The organism is Microcoleus sp. FACHB-68, from assembly GCF_014695715.1.
Taxonomy (GTDB): domain Bacteria; phylum Cyanobacteriota; class Cyanobacteriia; order Cyanobacteriales; family Oscillatoriaceae; genus FACHB-68.
The window spans coordinates 38,773-57,520 of sequence record NZ_JACJOT010000016.1; the positions used below are offsets into that span (position 1 = coordinate 38,773).

Below are 18,748 nucleotides of genomic sequence, written 5' to 3' on the forward strand. Positions count from 1 at the left end.
TACAATCTTGAATTTTACCGCGTTCTCTGACCCACTCTAGGGTAATGTGGGCGTTCGCGTCAATTTTGCCGGCTCGATAACAGTTTTAAAATCCGCCAGTTATCAAGTTTTAAGTTATAAATTAATGCTTGATTGGCTATGCGTGATAGCAGTTGCCGGTGATTAATGTTAAATTCTTTTGAAGTACAATCGCAGCAATTAACACCTCACCCATAAAGCATTAATTCAGTTCTTCTGCATCGGAAATTTTATCGTTTCCTTTTTTAAAAAAGAAAAAGATTTTAGAAGTTCGTCGCAAAAAATTGTGAGAACTTTAGACAAGGCTAGCTTTCACAAAAGAAAAGATATTTTAGAAAGAATATCACTCACGAATTGCCAAGTTCTTTAGACCGGCACGCCGCTGCTTTCACTGCTTCAATTAAAGCTGAACGGAAGCCGGCATTTTCTAATTGCGCGATGCCGGCAATTGTGGTGCCACCCGGACTCGTTACCCGATCCTTCAAGTCAGCAGGGTGCATTCCCGATTCTTGCAACAGCATGGCTGTTCCCAAGACTGTTTGCAGTGCCAACTTCTGCGCGACTGCACGAGGCAGCCCTGCATAAACACCACCATCTGTCAAGGCTTCTATCAAAATTGCCACATAACCAGGGCCAGAACCCGAAAGGCCGGTTACAGCATCCATCATCGATTCGGGAACTTCTACCACTTCCCCCACTGCCTGAAGGATTTGCTGCGCTTGCTCTAGATGTTGGGCTTGGACGTGTTTGCCGGCTGCAATAGCTGAAATGCCGGCTCCTACGGTTGCCGGGGTGTTTGGCATTGCTCGAATCACCGGCCAACCGGGAAAGGCTAATTCTAGCTTGCTGACTGTAACGCCGGCTAAAATCGACACCACCACCGGGATACGGTTATCTGTTACGCAGGCAACTGTCTGGGCAATTTCTACCGTCAGTGCGTCAAATACTTGAGGTTTCACCGCCAACAGCAGTACATCTGTGGCAAAAGCAACGGCGCGATTGTCTGCTGTCACCTGCACACCGTATTGCTGCGATAAAACACTGCGCCGATGCGGTTGGGGATCGCTCACTAAAACTTCGTCAGACCGATAAATTTGTTGAGCGACCAAACGGGATAATAGAGCTTCTCCCATTACCCCACCGCCAATGATGCCAAGCTTGATACTCATTTGTCCTTTATTCTTAGGGGTCAGTTGTTTTGGCCACTGACCGCTGTACAGGCGGGTTTCAGCAACCCGCCCTTACCGACGACTAATAACTTTATTGAACCATGCGTACTTGTTCTGGCGTCCAGTTGGGAGCGGGTGCTGTGCCGGCTGGGCGAGAAGTCCGCAGGTGCGGCTGCAGAACGTCATGAACAACACCGGATTGGGTGCTGACTTGAACACAGCTCGGTGTAAAGAGGAAGATGCTTTCCCCAATGCGTTCTTGATGGCCATCCAGGGCATAGGTGCCGCCGGCAATAAAGTCTACAGCCCGCTGAGCTTGGTCTGGGTCCATCAAGGTCAGATTTAAAACAACCGACTTGCGTCCCCGCAGCGCTTGAATCGCTTGAGGCATTTCTTCAAAGGTGCGGGGTTCCATTACCACCACTTCAGAGATTCCGTTTGCAGCTCCTGGCAATCCAATCACATTATTTATTCCTGTACCGATAGGTGCGCCTGTCATAGCTTGCTCGCGTAATCGAGCGCGATTTGGACGGTCTTCTGCCGTTTGAGGCGAGGCATTTTCATCTTGATAGACCGTTTGATATCTGTCTCCTTCCATCTCGTCGTATTCGTACTCGTAATCAACGGATTGGTTGAGACCGACAAAGTCACGTAGCTTTGAAAAAATGGTGTTCACGGTTGACGCTCCATTACAACTAGGGTTAACTCTAACAAACAGATTCCCTCGATAGGAAGATTAAGCAAAGCTTCTCGTTAAAAGTTTTTGGACAAAAACCCTATTCACTTTAAGCGTTTGAATTGGATTTTATGGCTACGATCACATTTTTTAGCCGGCTCCAGAAGAATTTACTGGTTGCTGACTTTTTTGAGATCGCTTGGCGGGTATTTGAAGGGCTTCCTAGGGGAATCTGGTTTCCGCTCACTCCTTAAGTGTTAAGTTCTATGTCCTCTGCACTGTCCAATTTAACAGCTTATTTTATACCGCAACCGGCGTTTTTGTTATTAACCAGAGAATTATGTTGTCCGTTTGCCAAATAGAATCGTCCCCAGCCGGATCATCGTCGCGCCGGCTTTAACCGCTAGCGGGTAATCATCAGACATTCCCATTGACAGTTGTTGCATTTGCACATTTGGCCAGTTTTGTTCTGCAATCTGAGCGGCCAGTTCACGGGTGCGCTCAAACACAGCCAAGGTTTCAGCCTCATCGATGTCGATGGGAGGAATTGTCATCAAACCTTGAATTTGCAGATGCCGGCACTGAGCGAGATCAGGCAGATCCGCGAGTAAATCGGGGATTGTCCAGCCAAATTTGCCGGGATCGCTCAAAATTTTCACCTGTAAGCAAACTTGGGGCGTAAAAGACCCCTCACAAGCCAGCCGGTCTAAGCGCTGAGCTAATTTTAAGCTGTCTACCGAATGAATCCACTGAAATTGCTCCAAAGCTTTTTGAACTTTGTTGCTTTGTAGATGCCCGATCAAGTGCCAAGTGATATCTGGCAAATCGGATAACTGTGTTTGTTTGGCTTCCGCTTCTTGGATGCGACTTTCGCCAAAATCCCGAATTCCGGCTGCGTAAGCTTCTCGCATTGCATCCACCGGCACCTGCTTGGTGACGGCAATCAATCGCACATCAGCCGGTAAGCCGGCGCGAATATTCCTAATCCGCTCAGCAATCGTCATTGAAATGTCCGGTGATGAATCACTTGCAGTTGATCGTACTCCTTCATCTGGCCGGTGCGGCGAAGCAAGCGTAAGCGATTTTCTACCATTAAGCGAGCGTCAGCGCGAGTAACCGGCTCAAATTTCATGCCTGTGGTGCCGGCACTCACCAGAAAAAATAAGCGTTGGGCGTAGAGTGTGGTGAACAATTCCTGATCCTCGCCCAGCACACATATCTGGTAAAGCAGGCCAAACGTGGGATGATTTAAGTAATTTTCTGTATCCATTGATTGTCCGATTCGCCTCTGGCATGGCTCAACGTAAGATATTTAAGAAACAAGGGATTTCGGGTCTGTACTGGAAAGCTGATGCGATCACCCACGCCTGACTTTCCTCAACAAGTTTTAACTTCAAGCGCAAAACGCCAACGCGGTTGCGGTGCAATACTCTCCATCGTGGCTAATGCTAAGCTGCCACTGGCACTGTCCCCAATCAGCAACCAAAGCGGCAGCGGAGCCATATAGGCAGACTTGCGGTGCACCCGTAAGTTGGCGTTGAATTTCAACATCGGTGTAGCGGATTCCCTGCCAGCCGGTTCCCAACGCTTTAACAACCGCTTCTTTGGCGGCCCAGCGCCCTGCAAACCGTTTGATTGAAGCTTGATTCCCGCCTCCGCTTCTGGTGCGTGAATTGCCTTCCAATTGGGTACAATCGCGCTGTTCAGCCGGGGTGTAGACTCGCCGCACAAAGCGCTCACCAAAGCGGTCTAACGCTCCTTGAATTCGGGGAATGTAAACAATATCAGTACCGAGGTGAATGGTCAAAGTGGCTGCTCTCCACGATGTCAACCATTACTTTAAGAGAAAATGCCCCCCATTGCGCGAATGTTTGTTTCTTTTGACAATAGGGCTTTGAGCGCTACGGTAATCAGGGGGGATATATTTGAGTTTGTTTGAGGGCGGCGAGCTGAGCTTTTGCTTTTTGCAAAGATTCACCCCACTCTTTTTCCGGATCGCTGTCTGCAACAATGCCGGCACCGACTTGACCCCAAACAATATTTGAATGCTGTGTTGAGCTTGACTCTGGAGTGAATAATAGGGTGCGGATTAGGATATTTAAGTCTAAGTTGCCTTGCCAATCTAAATAGCCGCAAGAACCGTAGAACAAATTGCGACGCACCGGCTCTAATTCTTCAATAATTTCCATGCAGCGAACTTTGGGGCAGCCGGTGATCGTGCCGCCGGGAAACATGGCGCGAATTAAATCTACGGCGTCACAATTTGGTTGCATTGTGCCGATGACGTTGCTAACGAGATGCATGACATGACTGTAGCGCTCGATTGTAAGTAATTCATCTACAAAAACCGATCCCCACTCACACACTCGCCCTAAATCATTGCGCTCTAAGTCAACGAGCATGATGTGTTCGGCTTGTTCTTTAATATTGGCGAGTAAGTCTTTGGCGAGTTGTTCATCAAGTGCCGGTGTGCTGCCGCGTGAGCGGGTACCGGCAATCGGGCGGGTTTGGGCTTGCCGGTTTTGCAGCTGCACTAACCGTTCTGGAGAACAGCTGATCATGTCTCCCCACGGTGTTTGCCAGTAACTAGCGAAGGGAGAAGGATTAATTTGTTGCAAGGCGCGATAAATCGACCAACTTTCAGCATTGGTGCGGGTTTCAAATCTCAGGGAAAGATTGGCTTGAAAGATATCACCGGCACGAATATATTTTTGAGCTTGCAGAACGGCTGCCTGATATTCTGCTTGAGACATTTGAAATTTAGGAGCCGGCATTGGGGAATTAAGAGATTTCTCCCCCTCTCCCTCTCTCCCCTTCTCCGCCTTTGTTCCTTTCTCTACTTGCCCCTGCATTCGATCCAGTTCACCGGCATCGCTAGCGGCTAACCACAGGGTTTGCTCGTGATGATCGAGGACGGCAAAGGATGCCGGTTCGTACCAATAGGCAACCGGAAACGGCAGGGGATCGGGTTTTAAATCGGGTAGACGCTCAATTTCTTTGGCCAAATCGTAGCCTAGCCAGCCCAGCCAGCCGCCGGTGAAGGGCAGTTCTGAGTCCTGAGTTGTGAGTTCTGAGTTTGTGGCGCGTTGTAGCTGGCGGCGGAGGAAGGGAAGAATTTCACCCACTGCCGGTGTCCACATTTGGAGTTGGCCCTCTACGATTCGAGGAGCGCCGGCACAGATGGAATATCGCGTTAGGGGTTGACAGTATCCATTTGGTATGTACGGACTTTCTAGCAGCGTGGCAATTGCGTTTGTGGATGAGTTGCCGGCATTTGAGATGCGAAAAAGAGTGTCAAAGACTTCTGAGCCGGTACGATTGTTTAAGGGAATTTTTCGCCAATACCAGGGTTGTATAGGTTGCATGAGAATGTTGGAGTCATCTCCAATTTAATATTTAAAATTAATCAGACTTCCCATCCCCAAATCAACCGCGCTGCCCAGAAAAAAATTAAGCCGGTTAAGGCGATTCCGTCCCAGGTTTTTAAGCGCAATTGATACCACTCAACGCGATGTTGATTTGGGGTGGTAAAACCACGCACTTGCATCGCGCTAGCGATTTGAGCAGCACGTAAAAGTAAATTTTCTAGCAATTTTTCGGCAACCATTAACCAAACTTGTGTAGCACCCCGGAAGCCAAGTTTTTTCCAGTTAATTGCCCGCGTCCAGATGGAACGAACTAAGTTTTGTACTTCTTCCAAAACGAGGGGAATAAATCGCAAAGATAAGGTTAAAGTCAGGGCAATTTCTGTTACCGGCCAGTTGAAACGTCGCAGGGGTTGCATTAAGCTTTCAATGCCGGCTGTAATTTCTTCGGGTGCTGTGGTGAGCAGGTAGAGGTTTGTACTGTAAATTACTGTGAAGTATAAGGTACTGAGGCTGATGGCGAGTTCCAGTGAGCGTCGGCTAATTTTTATTGGCCCTCGATTAAATAAAATGTAATTGTAGTTGGTGGGTTGAGGCAGATTTTTGAGTTCGGTTTGTGTGCCGGCACTTCCATCTTTCTCTGCCTTCTCTCCCCAACCAAAAGGCTTATACCAGGGGGTGCGGCGCACCGGCACAGGCGCTAAAGTTGCCGGCTGCTGGGCAAACGTTATCTCATTTGCCGGCAGTCTGGGTTGATAGCTAACAGCCATTCCATCGGGCGCGAAAGCCCCCAAAACGAAGATAAAGGTACATAACGTTAGCAGCCATCCTAATTGCTGCCGCCATACCCGCAAGGGAATTTTTGCACTGAGTGTCAGCACAATTAGAATGAGTACCAGAGCGAGACGCCAGAGCGAATTTGCCAGAAGCGGGGCAATTAAAAAGCTCATCAGCCATGCGATTTTAACGCGCGAATCCAGCCGGTGTAGCCAAGTAATCGGTTGTTCTAGATATAGTCCAAGCGGGAGTGAGCGCAGTAAATCCATCTGAAGGTTTTAACTTTTAACGTTTGTTATAAATTTTACAGTTAGGTTATTTCATATTGGTATAAAAAAAATGGTTTTTGAGCAACCTATATTTTATATTCTTTAGTGGTTTCACTCAAAAACATTAATTTATTTACTTATAAGATAATAAATTATTCTTAATTTTTATCTATTTGTTAAATTAACAATTTTTTGGTTAGAATCTGTTTGATTTTTAATTAAACTCTCTCAGGGATTTGGCATAATCTGTATGGAATAGGGGCGTTAGAACCGGCACTGTTAGCGTATCGAAAATTCGCCCCTACAGCTCATGAAGAGTTTAGATTTCCCATTCAATCTAAACTCTAAAATATCAAACTCTAATGGCGGGTCGCCCGGTTAGCGGTTTCCCGTTCTGCTTCACGAGGTTTTTTGCCACGCCAGAGCAAACGAATTGGAGTGCCGGTGAAATCCAGATGTTTACGGAATTGACGTTCGATGTATTGGCGGTAGTTGTCATTAAACCGCTGGATATCGTTGACAAACAAGGCAATTGTAGGCGGTTGACTTTTGACTTGAGTGCCGTAATAAATTTTTCCTTGCCGGCCTTGACGAGTGGTTGGGGGAGAGTGCCAGCTGAGGGCTTCTTGCAAGACTTCATTAATGACAGCAGTGCTGATGCGGCGTTTATGCTGTTCAGCGGCGGTATTCACTAAGTCTATAATCTTCTCAACTCGCTGGCCGGTTTGGGCGCTGACAAAAATGGTTTCTGCCCAACCCAAAAAATACATCCGGTCTTTGATCTGTCTTTCGTATTCGTAAATCGTGTGAGAGTCTTTGTCAACTGCATCCCATTTGTTGACAACAAGGATACAGGCGCGACCTTCTTCTTCAATGCGACCGGCAAGTTTTTGATCTTGTTCAGTAATGCCATCTACAGCGTCAATCACGAGTAAGACGACATCCGCGCGGCGAATCGCTTTAAAAGCACGATTAATTCCAAAAAACTCCGGCCCATACTCGACGTTTTTCTTTTTGCGGATACCGGCTGTGTCGATCAGGCGATAGGTTTGGCCATTGCGTTCCACCACCATATCAATCGCATCACGGGTGGTGCCAGAAATCGGGCTAACAATCGCGCGGTTTTCCCCTACAAAGGCATTCAAAAGGCTGGATTTGCCGACATTGGGGCGTCCAACAATGGCAACTTTAATCTCAGGGGTTTCGGCGATTTCCTCCACCGACGGCAAATAAGTCAGCACCACATCCAGTAAGTCACCCGTTCCGCTACCGTGAATCGCAGAAATGGGATAAGGTTCTCCCAGCCCTAGTTCCCAAAATTGGGCAGCTTGGGTTAATCCTTGTTCAGGTGACTCGCATTTGTTGACGGCAAGTAAAACAGGTACAGTTTGTTGGCGCAACCAGTCTGCAATTGTTTGATCAGCAGTTGTCGGGCCTGTTTGTCCGTCTACAACGAAGATCGCAACGCTAGACTCTGCCAACGCAGCCAACGCTTGTTCGCGGATCAGGGGTAAAAATTCAGTGTTATCGTCAAAAACTAAACCGCCGGTGTCTACGACCATAAATTCGCGATCGCCCCAGAAGGCTTGCTGGTAGGTGCGATCTCGCGTTACGCCCGGTTCATCATGCACAATAGCATCTTGTGCGCCGGCGAGGCGATTGACAAAGGTGGATTTGCCCACGTTTGGGCGTCCGATAATAGCAACAATGGGCAAAGACATAACCGGAATTCAAGCGCTTAGCCGCGCTGAGGGAGCTGTAAATTACTATTGTACTCGCTGTCTCGGATTAGAGGCTATCGGCTACTTAAATTGCGGGGAAGTAAAATTTCAAACTCAAATCTCAAATTAAAAGATGGAACGAGCAATTTCATTGCTGGGATTGGTATTTTTTGTCGGGCTTTCCTATGCTTTTTCAATAAACCGGCAGGCGGTGCGGTGGCGTCCGGTGTTGTGGGGAATTGCTTTGCAGTTAATTTTTGCCCTGCTCATTCTCAAGACATCTGCCGGGTTTGCCGTGTTTAAGTTTTTAGGCGATGTGGTGAGCCAGTTTTTAAATTTTTCTGATGCCGGCGCGAAATTTGTATTTGGAGATAACTTTGCCGATCATTTTATAGCCTTCAAAGTGCTACCAACGATTATCTTTTTCTCCTCCTGCATCACCTTACTTTACCACTACGGAATTTTGCAGCGAGTGGTGCAATGGATGGCATGGGGAATGATGCGAACGATGGGTACTTCTGGGGCAGAATCACTTTCCTGTGCAGCGAATATTTTTGTCGGTCAAACCGAGGCACCCTTGCTGATTCAGCCTTATGTGCCGTTTCTAACGCAATCAGAATTATATGCCGTCATGACCGGCGGATTTGCAACGATTGCCGGTGGCGTGATGGCGGCTTATATTTCCTTTGGAGTGCCGGCAGAACATTTAATTGCCGCTTCCGTGATGTCTGCACCGGCAGCGTTAGCCGTCTCAAAACTTTTTTACCCAGAAACCGAGAAATCCCTCACAGCCGGTACTGTACAAGTCAAGGTAGAACGCGTTTATGCCAATGCCATAGATGCAGCCGCTTCAGGCGCACGCGAAGGTGGGAAACTAGCGCTAAATGTAGGGGCAATGCTCATTGCTTTCTTGGGGCTTCTCGCGATGTTAAACGCGCTGCTAGGTTGGCTAGGCGGATGGGTTGGTTTGCCACAACTTTCTTTAGAATTAATCCTTTCTTACTTAATGTGGCCGGTTGCTTGGCTAATGGGAATTCCTGTGGCAGATTGCGCCCAAGTGGGTATCTTACTAGGTAAAAAAACGATTCTTAATGAATTTATTGCTTATTTAGATTTAAAAGCATTAGTCGAAAAAAAAGCAATCTCAGAACGAGCCGTAATTATCGCAACTTATGCCCTTTGCGGCTTTTCTAATATTGGCTCAATTGCCATTCAAATAGGCGGTATTGGTGGCATGGTTCCCGAACGTCAGCAAGACGTAGCTAGATTAGGATTTCGAGCAATGATTGCCGGCTCCATTGCTTGTTTCATGACAGCTTGTATAGCAGGAATGCTATTGTAGAAAGCTTCCAACAACAACAGATAAAACATCCTTCTTCATCTGCGTATATCTATAAATTTCTCTCATCCCACTCCGCTTACATCTGCGTTTATCTGCGTTTATCTGCGGTTAAATAAAAAAATCCACTTTCCTCAAATATTAACCTTAAAAAAAAATTCAACAAATCACATCATGAAACACTTAAAAAAGTGGAAAACCTTAAACTCCAACCTAGTTTTTAATAATCCCTGGTGTCAAATCAGACAAGACGAAGTAGAACTCCCCAACGGTAAAATTATTAACGATTTTTTCATCAATATTCGACCCGACATCGCCCTTGTATTTGCCCTAACAGAAAATCAAGAAATCGTCTTTGTGCGGCAATACCGGCATGGAGTCGGTGAAATTTTTTTGGAATTACCCGCAGGCGCTGTTGAGCCAAATTTTGAGAGTGCAGAATCGGGCGCAATGCGAGAACTAACAGAAGAAACTGGATACACTGCCGGCAACTTAACTAAAATTGCCACTTTATACGACAATCCCGTTAAAGATACAAATAAACTTCACTTATTTTTCGCTCAAAATGCAAAAAAATCAAGTGAACAAGTCTTAGATATTACAGAAGATATTGAAGTTGTTTTAGTGCCGGCATCCGAAGTCATGGATAAAATAGCAGCCGGCGACATTTGCGTCTCAGGAAGCATCGCTGCAATTTTCTTAGGATTGAATTACTTAAGAAAATTAGAGCAAGATTTAACCCTTTAAACTTACCATCCCCAAGTGCCGGCACCGCCTTTAAATGGCCCAACAATCTCACTTGTAATCCAGCCGCCGTAAAAATCTCCAGGCTGTGGCTGCACTTTTTCACCATCCACATAACAAGCTTCCATCCGACTCGGATAAAAAGCAACATAATCTTTAAGAGAAGCAAAAGCCGGTGTTGGATTTGGATAAAACCAACCGGCATCTCGTACTTGCTGATCACCGGCACTCACCGTATAGTAGCCGGCACGTCCTTTCCATTCACAAAAACTTGATTGGGGAGTCTTAGAAAGATACTCCATCTTAATATCTTCTGGGGGAATATAATAAACCGGCGGGTGACTGGTTTCTAATACCCGTTTAGCGCGGTGCGTGTCAGCAATTGTAATGCCATTAAAAATTACTTTAATATGCTTAGACGAGTCCTCCAAGCGAGGGGGACGTGGATAATCCCAGACTGATTCTTGTCCTGGACTAGGTTCGATACGTTCGCGGCTCACTTTAACACTTTCCTCTTTGAAGATTGGTTGACAAATAATTAAATCAGATAGAAAGAATTCAGAAGATTTTTTTTCTCATTAACCTAACTTCTGAATTCTTTTTCTGATGCCGGCAGTTCGCCTTCCCTAAGTAGGGATCAGCTCGCCCGGACGCAATTTTGCCCACTTGCCCATCTCTTGCTTAAAACTCGCACACCCTACAACATCCCATTCCATTTCAATTTCATCCCCACGCGGACGAATATTAACATTAATCGTGGGTTCAATCGGTTCAAAATCTGGGGTTTCAGTAAGGTGACGTTCTTCATGCTGGGTTTCGACGGCATTATAAGTCAGGCAACGGTCTACATAGTGGCAGTTAACACAAATACACATGATTAAAGACCTCTTGACATTTCAACAGGTAGCTTGAAGAAATTCCTGATATTACAATTAAGACAAATTAGATTTGAGATTGCAATAAATCTGAGCTAAAAATTCTGGCAGCCGGCGCAGCTCAGCTTAAATTGTTATCAGCGATTAAAACATTTAGCCGGCTTAACAGGCTAGTCGCTTCCTGAGCTGGTTAATTTTTGTGACTATGCTGGCATTTTACACCGATAACCGATTGGTTCGCGCACTGCCCGGTTATGGGGCAAAATTTAAGTATGGCAAATCTTCCGTCCGCAGCATTCTTTCCCCTGTCTCCTGAATATTGGCCATTTAGCCTAGAATTACTGCCTCAACCGGCTTATTTAGTGGGAGGCGCAGTTCGGGACGCGCTGCTATTGAAACACCGTGAGTATTTAGACTTAGATTTTGTGATGCCGGCACAAGCGGTTAAAACCGCTAGCCAAATCGCGGAACAGTACAGTGCTGGGTTTGTGCTGCTTGATGCCGACCGGCAGATCGCCCGCGTGGTATTTAAAGATGCGACAGTAGACTTCGCCCAACAAGAAGGCGACAGTCTAGAACGCGACCTGCAGCGGCGAGATTATACCGTTAATGCGATCGCTTATAATCCTCACACCGGCGTCTTCATCGACCCCCTGCAAGGCTGTGCCGATATTGAAGCCGGTTTAATGCGGATGGTTGCGCCGGCAAACCTCAAAGATGATCCACTGCGCCTGTTGCGAGCATACCGGCAAGCCTCACAGTTAAATTTTTCCATTGAGCCGGCAACCAGAACTGCAATTCGCGCCTTCGCACCCCTCCTGGGTTATATCGCAGCAGAACGAGTGCGTAGTGAATTAAGTTATCTTCTGGCGACTCCAGAGGGAACACCCCAACTGCAAGCCGCCTGGGAAGATGGCTTAGTTGAAACTTGGTTTCCCAGCGCCACTGGCGGCAGTTTAGCTCAAGTCGCAGCCGTTGATGAGTCCGCCGCCAAACTCCAGCAAACTTGGCCAGATTTTGGCACGGAAGTGTCCCGCAGCTTGCGAGATACCTCAAAAACCTCCTTATTAGCCGTTGCTAAATTGACGAGTTTGCTCGATCCAGATTTCCAGAAAGCCGAAGCTCAATTATTGCGCCTGAAGTACAGCCGGCCTGAAATGCAAGCAGCCCTGGCGGTGTTAAACTTTTTGCCAGATTTGCTGCCGGCAGCCAAAGCGCTATCCGTTTCAGAGCAGTATTTTTTATTTCGCAATGTCGGTACGGTGTTTCCCGCACTCGCTGTTTTTGCCGTAGCGTCAGGGATGCCGGTGGATGCCATCGCGCCTTTAATTGAGCGCTTTCTCACCCCCAACGATCCTGTCGCACATCCGATTCCCCCACTAACCGGCAGAGACTTGATGACAGCTTTGAATTTACCGCCGGGACCTCTCGTTGGCAGACTTCTCACCGCAATTGGAGTGGCACGCGCAGAAGGCAAAATTTCTACACCCGAAGAGGCGCTGCAATTGGCGCAACAACTTGTCAAGACTGAAGCGTGAGCGGTGTTAGCGATGAGCAAAAACAAAAGCAAATTGATATTGTGCTAAAGTAAACATTTCAACTTGCCTAGGCATTTGGACGTTTCATCACAGCTTTCGAGCTGCTTTAGGAGTGAGTAACAAGTTTTACTCGCTCAATCAGTTGTTTTTTTGAGGCCAACATGGCTAAACGCCGCAATCCTAAAAAAGAAAAAGCCCTTCGGAACCAAGCTTACGCTCGCCGGTTTCGTAAACGGTCAACAACAGGCCGGTTTGGAAAAAGACGCTTCTTCCGTGACAGTCGCCCTGAGGACTCTAAGAGTGAAAATGAGGGCATGGGTGCTGCAGATGACATGGATCATCAGTAAGCAGCTCAGCGTAATTGCTAAGGTTTAATCCTTCATTCTCAAGTTTCCTGTAACTTTTCCTGGGAATATAGCCAGGATTAGAGGATGGAGAGATTGAAAAGAAGTGGGAGGGAAAGGCGAAAGTAAAAAAAGAATTTCTAGACTTGGCAGCTAGTTTTCAATTTGTTATTTGAGTCTTTGCCCTTCATTTCTGAAACTTCTCAAATTAGACCTTTCGCTAAAAAAAATTAATTTTTTATTTAAAAACCCGCTAAATGTACACAAACAAACTCTGGTAAATTTTGTGTTCTGATACAAGAAATGCTGGGTTTATTTTTGTGAGACAGTCTTTTGTTTTTGATTGTTAAAGGTTAGGAAAAAAACCGCCAATTTAAAATTTTAATTTTTTAGTCTGTACAGCTATAAATTTTGCCATGCTTTTAGGCTGCGATAAAGTTATGTTGTCTTTCAAGACGCAGAATCGCTTTTTTTATTTTATTAAGTATTAATCTACTAACATTCCCCCTTGATTGTATATTAAATTTCACAATTTAAGAGTATTTATTATTTTTTTAAAGTCGGAGTTAAGGGTTTCAATAATACGTTGAACAGGATATTTGCGAAAGACTAAAAAGAATGATATTTATACGTCTTAGGGTATAAAAAGTCTATAAACTAGATAAGTCTATAGAAAGATGAAACAGTCCCTAAAACATTTTTAGGATAAGGCCACAAGTCAAAGAAGTCTAAACCCTAAAAATTTTTGTTATGGCAGACAAAAGTAAGCGCGGATTTGCGTCAATGGACGAAGCAAAACAGCGTGAGATCGCAAGCAAGGGCGGTCAAGCCGCCCATGAAAAGGGAACCGCTCACAAATTTTCGCCTGAAGAGGCTAAAGAGGCCGGTCGCAAGGGCGGTGAGATTGTGAGCAAAGATCGGCAGCACATGGCTGAAATTGGCAGAAAGGGTGGCGAGGCTGTCAGCAAAAACCGCAAGCATATGTCGGAAATTGGCAAAAAGGGCGGCCAGCAAAGCCATAAAGAGGAGTAAGGAATTACCAGCCAGGGCAAATCCACGAAAGTTAGTTTTGCCCTAAGTTAGCAGGGAGAAGAAATTATAAAAGGGTAAATAAGTCAGGGTGCGGGGTGCGGTTAAAACTGAGAATTATTCTCGTGCGATCACATCCCAAACCCCTTCTCCCGGCATCGGCAGACGTCGCAATTGTCGGTTAATCTCTTCTGCGGCGGCTTTGCCAGATTCTAATGCCCCTTCAATTTGGTTGCCTCCACACCAGTCGCCACAACAAACCACCGGCACCGGCACTGTGGCAGCAAGGCAAGGTTCAGGAATTGGCCGGCTGACAAAGGCATAGCGCCAACGGTGAACCTGCAACCAATCGGGGCTATTCAGCCAAGAATTTAAATACTCGCCGGCACGATTTAGCAACATCTGACCGGCGGGTTGTAAATCTTCCGCCTCTAAATAATCTTGAGCAAAGGTAGGATTGCTGTTGGCGACAAATACCGGCATCTGAGCGTTGCTTCGCTTACTGCTATCCCATCCGATCCAAGCCAGTTGCTCGTCGTGGGGGAAAACCACTGTTTTCCAAGCAATCTCTCGTTGTGCTAAATCTCGCTGCCGATTGGGTGAGTAGCCGGCAATCACGCTGAGGCATGGCTCAAACTCCACAGATCGCAGATTTGCCATAAAATCTGCCGGCAGTTGTGTGTGAACCGGCTCAAGAATCGTCAAAGCTTGGGGTGCCGGAATAGCCACAACAACCGCCCTCGCGTTTACCTCTTGTGGCCCAGGCATCTTGCCCGATTCAGCGGGAGATTCTAGCAGCAACTGCCATGTCTCCTGATCCGTGGGCGTCATGGCCAACACGCGCCGGCTTAACCAAATCTCTAAACCCGTGGCCAAAAATTTGCCCACAGCATTCATTCCTGCCGGCGCGACATAATAAGGACACCAACTTGAAGAAGCTGCCGGTGTCAAGCTATTATTTGCGTCGTTACCTATATAAGTCTTATCCGTCCACGGCTCTACAATCTTGTGAGCCGACAAAATATGAACCAAACGCCGTAAGTGCCGGCCCTTCGGTTCTAAATACCGCGCCCCGTGATCCGCACGAATTTCCTTCTCTCGGCGTGTGGCGACTCGTCCGCCCAACCCACGAGATTTTTCCAAAACAATCGTAGAATAACCGGCCTGTTGCAGCAATTGAGCACAAGTCAAACCCGCCATGCCGGCACCAATCACCGCCACATCAAAAGTCAGTGAGCTATCAGTCATTAGCGAATCAGTTTAAATATTAAGTTTTAGAGTAATCGAAAATCCTGGCCGGCAAAATTCAAAATCGCTCTAAGCCACAATAGTAGAATAAGTAAGAGCGAGAATCTGTGTATGCGATCCTGGCGCAGGCCAAGAGCGTTCGGCAAGCGTATCCGCAGGTAAATAAAGGGAGGAAGCCGACATTGGACGAGCTAAGAGCAGCACTGGAACTGGCAACAGAAGAAGAATTGCAACAACTGACGGACATTCTATTTTGCCGCCGGTTTAACCCCCTCGATTATGTTCAAACCCCTGCGCCAATCGATGTAAAAAGCCGAGACCGGCACGCCTGGTTGGATGCGATTGAGCAGCGATTTCGCTATTTAGCAGCAGATGGAATAACCATTTTGCGGGGGCGTAGCGAACAAGTGAGCTACCGGCAAGTCTTAATTCAAGTCTGCCGCTATCTAAAAATTTCTTATTCAAATCAGCTCTCCACAACCGATTTAGAAGCGGAAGTTTTTCTCAACTTACTCGGTCGAACCTGGAAAAAACTGCCGGCTTCGGAACAAGAAGCCTTAACCAGGCGCGTACAGCATTCCCTCGCCCAAACCAAGCTATCCAAACCCCTGCCGCTTTCAGTCCAAAAAGACCCTTTAGGCTTGCTCTTTAAAGGCGGTAGCGCTTTGGCTGTCAGTTCTGTCATCCAGCCGGTGTTGCTACAACAAATTGCCCGTCAGTTTGCCATTCACTTCGCCACCTACCAGATGGCAAAGCAGACGCTCGCCATAGGCGGGACAGCAGCCGCTAAAGGGTTTGAGCAATATGTTGCACTCCAAACAGCCCGTCGGGGCATGGCCGTGAGTGCAGCCCGTTATGGCGCAGCCCGCAGCGTATTTGCGTTTGTTGGGCCGGTATTGTGGACTTGGTTTTTGGCAGATTTAGGTTGGCGGGCCATTTCCACCAACTATGCTCGAATTATTCCCACCATCGTTGCTTTGGCTCAAATTCGCCTCACCCGCTCTGAATGCTGGGAACTCGCATAAATTTTAGATTTTAGGGGTTAGATTTTTGATTGATAATATATCCAAAATCGAACATCGAACATCGAAAATTGGCTCCTGAACCCCGTTTACAGGCTCCTTGGAATTGTGCCCAAGTGGCGCTTTTTTTCCTCCCTTTGGCTCCACTACTGGCAGTCTTGGGCCTCGCGTGGGCGATGTTGGTGGCGTGGAAACAGCACTTCCACACGATCATTCGGCGTCCGGCCAATCAAGGCTTGATTGTTTTATTTGTCTGGTTGGTAATTACTGCCGGCTTTGCTAATGACCGGCCTACCGCGTTTCTTGGTCTGTTTAATTTTTTACCATTTTTTGTTTTTTTTCCGGCGTTCAGCGTTCTGATCCAAACACCGGCTCAACTGCGGCGAATTGCGTGGATTTTGGTCATTGGTTCGGTGCCGGTGGTGATTATTGGCTTGGGACAACTGTTTTGGGGCTGGGCCGGCCCAATAAAATTTTTATGGATTATTGTAGATTGGCTGCTGGCACCCACCGGCAATCCCCCCGGTCGGATGTCTTCTGTTTTTGAATATACGAATGTTTTAGCCAGCTATCTTGTCGCGACTTTTATTCTCGCCCTAGGGCTATGGCTAGAAACTTATCGGTCATTGCTGCTTAAATGGCAGCCACAGGAAACCCGCACAAAGCCTGACTACGGCGGTTTAAAAATCGCAAATCGTTACTGGAATGCCGGTTTGACAAGAGATGCCGGCTTCAGGCGCTGGGCATTTTTGACTGTGGCGGTTGCCGGCAATGCAGCAGCGCTGATTTTAACGAATTCTCGCAATGCTTGGGGAATTGCCGGTTTGGCCTGTTTGGCCTTCGCCGTGTATTTAGGCTGGCGGTGGCTGGTGGGTGTGGTTGTTGGGGTGGCCGGCTGTCTGCTTGGAGCGGCTTTTGGGCCTGATCCACTCCGCTATTGGCTGAGAATTGCCGTTCCTCCTTATTTCTGGGCGCGAATCAATGACCAGATGTATCCACACCGCCCAGAAGCACTGATCCGCACGACTCAGTGGCAATTTGCTTGGGATCTCACCTTAGCGCGTCCCTGGACGGGTTGGGGATTGCGGAATTTTACCTCACTTTACCAAGCACAGATGCACGAATGGCTAGGTCATCCCCACAATTTGATTTTGATGCTCAGTTCTGAAGCCGGTATTCCCGCAACGCTCCTATTATGTGGTGTCGTTGGGTGGGTTTTGGCTCAAGGCATCTTGCTGCTGCGTGATTGGCCGGCTGTTTATTCTACAGAGACAACTGCCCCCAGTTCCTCTCCTGATCGGTTAATTTTTTTCACGTATCTGCTTGCTTTCTTTGCCTGCACCTTATTTCACCTGTTTGATGTCACTTTATTTGATTTACGGGTGAATATTCTGGGGTGGTTATTGCTCTCAGCAATTGGTGGGATCGTTTATCAGAGAAAAGCAATTCTCACGAATTCCAATAATAAATTTAGGATTGGCACCTAACTGGGTCAATTCCACTGCAACGGGTGCCGGTGGTTGAATCGTTACTTCACTGCCACTAAAAATTTTAGGAACAGCGCAGAATGCCCAAGGTCGTTAAAATAGTTGAAAAGCATTCAACACTAAGCATGGTGGAGCTTCGGTGACTCAGAACAGGGCAAAGCGAAAAGATGAGTATCGAGTGGTGTACGATCGCACCGCCCTAGCGAATAGCTACTACACCCTGCTAGGGTTGCATCCTTCGGCGTCAGCCATAGAAATCCGGCGATCGTATCGGGAATTAAGCAAGCGCTATCATCCGGATACAACGGACTTGCCGCCGGCTACGGCAAAGGAAAAATTCCAAAAACTGAACGAAGCCTACGCCACCCTCAGCAACGTAGAACGGCGGATGGCTTACGATCAAAAGATTCGCTACTCCAACATCTCTGTTATTCAGTCACCGGCTAACCTGAACCACCCAACCAGTCACTCTGGGAATCGGCAATACTCTTCGGCGTATCTCGACCCCACTGATCGCCCGCTTTCTGCCGGTGAAGTGTTTGCCCTGTTCATTCTGGGGATTACGTTTATTGGCTGTCTGTTGTTAGCGATTGCTGTCGGCTTAACGCGGGGCGATGCAGCCTTGCAACCTGTAAGTTTTAACAGCGATCTCAGACAAAAAATGCCGGCTCAAGAAATCACATACGATGTGCCGGTGTCCCCACCTTTTAATTCCTTAACAGCTAAGCGTGAAAAGTGACAACTGCTTCCTCACTTCTCACTCTATACATCTGGAATTACTGCAATTCTCTAACTCAACCCTTTAACCTTATGGCCATTCCACCCGCCGAGACTCCGCTGTACAACCACCCCCTGCCAGACATTGAGGACTGGCTGCGCTCACAAGGATGCCAGCAAGACCACAACCAACTCCACTGCTGGCACCTGCAGCAAGCGAGCTGGGAAGCTGAACTCACTCTTGATATTGACCAGCTGACTGTGCGCTATTTCAATTTCGGTGAGGAGGGGCAAGATCTTCAACGATCCTTTAAATACTCCCTGAGCCGCAGTGACATTGAAGCGGCGGTTTTCTCAGGCCCATAAAACTTTTGAATGCGTGAACTGTCCTGTAACTGCACAATTCACGC

21 protein-coding genes are annotated in these 18,748 nt (G+C 47.3%); 10 read left to right on the forward strand and 11 right to left on the reverse strand.

The features are described 5' to 3' along the window. Positions 1-365: 365 nt before the first annotated feature. Positions 366-1,187 (reverse strand): pyrroline-5-carboxylate reductase, encoded by an 822-nt coding sequence (gene proC / locus H6F73_RS21575; RefSeq protein ID WP_190760826.1) that lies wholly within the window; start codon positions 1,185-1,187, stop codon positions 366-368. Between the two features lie 91 nt (positions 1,188-1,278). Continuing rightward, a complete protein-coding gene (locus tag H6F73_RS21580; protein WP_190760827.1) occupies positions 1,279-1,863 on the reverse strand; it encodes a cell division protein SepF in 585 nt (194 codons plus the stop codon). 131 nt (positions 1,864-1,994) lie between these two features. Between H6F73_RS21580 and H6F73_RS27095 the strand changes: the two genes are divergently transcribed. Further along, positions 1,995-2,117, forward strand: coding sequence for a hypothetical protein (locus H6F73_RS27095; protein WP_277882637.1), 123 nt, complete (start codon positions 1,995-1,997; stop codon positions 2,115-2,117). 84 nt (positions 2,118-2,201) lie between these two features. Here the strand turns inward: H6F73_RS27095 and H6F73_RS21585 are convergent, their stop codons facing one another. From H6F73_RS21585 to der, 6 genes are all read right to left on the reverse strand, one after another. After that, on the reverse strand, positions 2,202-2,873 hold the full coding sequence (locus tag H6F73_RS21585) for a YggS family pyridoxal phosphate-dependent enzyme (RefSeq protein WP_190760979.1): 672 nt from the start codon (positions 2,871-2,873) through the stop codon (positions 2,202-2,204). Continuing rightward, on the reverse strand, positions 2,864-3,133 hold the full coding sequence (gene pipX, locus H6F73_RS21590) for a transcriptional coactivator PipX (protein ID WP_190760828.1): 270 nt from the start codon (positions 3,131-3,133) through the stop codon (positions 2,864-2,866). The genes H6F73_RS21585 and pipX overlap by 10 nt, the downstream gene beginning before the upstream one ends. Positions 3,134-3,256: 123 nt before the next feature. Further along, a complete protein-coding gene (gene acpS, locus H6F73_RS21595) occupies positions 3,257-3,670 on the reverse strand; it encodes a holo-ACP synthase (RefSeq protein WP_190760829.1) in 414 nt (137 codons plus the stop codon). A 103-nt stretch (positions 3,671-3,773) separates the two neighbouring features. Continuing rightward, positions 3,774-5,228, reverse strand: a complete 1,455-nt coding sequence (locus tag H6F73_RS21600) for an anthranilate synthase component I (RefSeq protein WP_190760830.1) — start codon at positions 5,226-5,228, stop codon at positions 3,774-3,776. A 41-nt stretch (positions 5,229-5,269) separates the two neighbouring features. Beyond that, on the reverse strand, positions 5,270-6,274 hold the full coding sequence (locus tag H6F73_RS21605; protein ID WP_190760831.1) for an energy-coupling factor transporter transmembrane protein EcfT: 1,005 nt from the start codon (positions 6,272-6,274) through the stop codon (positions 5,270-5,272). A gap of 359 nt (positions 6,275-6,633) precedes the next feature. Continuing rightward, positions 6,634-7,995 (reverse strand): ribosome biogenesis GTPase Der, encoded by a 1,362-nt coding sequence (gene der / locus H6F73_RS21610; RefSeq protein ID WP_190760832.1) that lies wholly within the window; start codon positions 7,993-7,995, stop codon positions 6,634-6,636. Between the two features lie 133 nt (positions 7,996-8,128). On the opposite strand from der, the gene H6F73_RS21615 reads away from it, so the two are divergent. Together H6F73_RS21615 and H6F73_RS21620 are read left to right on the forward strand one after the other, a co-directional pair. Then, positions 8,129-9,337, forward strand: a complete 1,209-nt coding sequence (locus tag H6F73_RS21615) for a NupC/NupG family nucleoside CNT transporter (RefSeq protein WP_190760833.1) — start codon at positions 8,129-8,131, stop codon at positions 9,335-9,337. Between the two features lie 171 nt (positions 9,338-9,508). Next, positions 9,509-10,081 (forward strand): NUDIX hydrolase, encoded by a 573-nt coding sequence (locus H6F73_RS21620; protein WP_190760834.1) that lies wholly within the window; start codon positions 9,509-9,511, stop codon positions 10,079-10,081. A 2-nt stretch (positions 10,082-10,083) separates the two neighbouring features. Here H6F73_RS21620 and H6F73_RS21625 read toward each other — a convergent pair whose 3' ends face one another. Next, a complete protein-coding gene (locus H6F73_RS21625) occupies positions 10,084-10,578 on the reverse strand; it encodes a DUF427 domain-containing protein (protein ID WP_190760835.1) in 495 nt (164 codons plus the stop codon). 126 nt (positions 10,579-10,704) lie between these two features. Further along, complete coding sequence (locus tag H6F73_RS21630; protein WP_190760836.1) at positions 10,705-10,953, reverse strand: Ycf34 family protein; 249 nt, start codon at positions 10,951-10,953, stop codon at positions 10,705-10,707. A gap of 272 nt (positions 10,954-11,225) precedes the next feature. Between H6F73_RS21630 and H6F73_RS21635 the strand changes: the two genes are divergently transcribed. The 3 genes from H6F73_RS21635 to H6F73_RS21645 all read left to right on the forward strand — a co-directional run bounded on the left by H6F73_RS21635 (position 11,226) and on the right by H6F73_RS21645 (position 13,867). Then, the gene (locus H6F73_RS21635) at positions 11,226-12,491 is read left to right on the forward strand and encodes a CCA tRNA nucleotidyltransferase (RefSeq protein ID WP_190760837.1); all 1,266 of its coding nucleotides are present in this window, start codon (positions 11,226-11,228) and stop codon (positions 12,489-12,491) included. A gap of 161 nt (positions 12,492-12,652) precedes the next feature. Further along, positions 12,653-12,838, forward strand: coding sequence for a hypothetical protein (locus H6F73_RS21640; RefSeq protein ID WP_147682892.1), 186 nt, complete (start codon positions 12,653-12,655; stop codon positions 12,836-12,838). Positions 12,839-13,585: 747 nt separating this feature from the next. Then, positions 13,586-13,867, forward strand: a complete 282-nt coding sequence (locus tag H6F73_RS21645; protein ID WP_190760838.1) for a general stress protein — start codon at positions 13,586-13,588, stop codon at positions 13,865-13,867. Positions 13,868-13,981: 114 nt separating this feature from the next. Here the strand turns inward: H6F73_RS21645 and H6F73_RS21650 are convergent, their stop codons facing one another. Next, entirely contained in the window at positions 13,982-15,112 is a 1,131-nt protein-coding gene (locus H6F73_RS21650; RefSeq protein WP_190760839.1) for an FAD-dependent oxidoreductase, read from the reverse strand. Positions 15,113-15,294: 182 nt separating this feature from the next. Between H6F73_RS21650 and H6F73_RS21655 the strand changes: the two genes are divergently transcribed. The 4 genes from H6F73_RS21655 (at position 15,295) to H6F73_RS21670 (ending at position 18,704) form a co-directional block, all read left to right on the forward strand. Further along, positions 15,295-16,137 (forward strand): YaaW family protein, encoded by an 843-nt coding sequence (locus tag H6F73_RS21655; protein WP_190760840.1) that lies wholly within the window; start codon positions 15,295-15,297, stop codon positions 16,135-16,137. A 68-nt stretch (positions 16,138-16,205) separates the two neighbouring features. Continuing rightward, on the forward strand, positions 16,206-17,621 hold the full coding sequence (locus H6F73_RS21660) for an O-antigen ligase family protein (protein ID WP_242072596.1): 1,416 nt from the start codon (positions 16,206-16,208) through the stop codon (positions 17,619-17,621). 139 nt (positions 17,622-17,760) lie between these two features. Further along, positions 17,761-18,360: a DnaJ domain-containing protein gene (locus tag H6F73_RS21665; protein ID WP_190760841.1), complete on the forward strand. Its 600-nt coding sequence runs from the start codon at positions 17,761-17,763 to the stop codon at positions 18,358-18,360. Positions 18,361-18,431: 71 nt separating this feature from the next. After that, positions 18,432-18,704, forward strand: a complete 273-nt coding sequence (locus H6F73_RS21670; RefSeq protein WP_190760842.1) for a DUF3143 domain-containing protein — start codon at positions 18,432-18,434, stop codon at positions 18,702-18,704. Positions 18,705-18,748 lie beyond the last annotated feature (44 nt).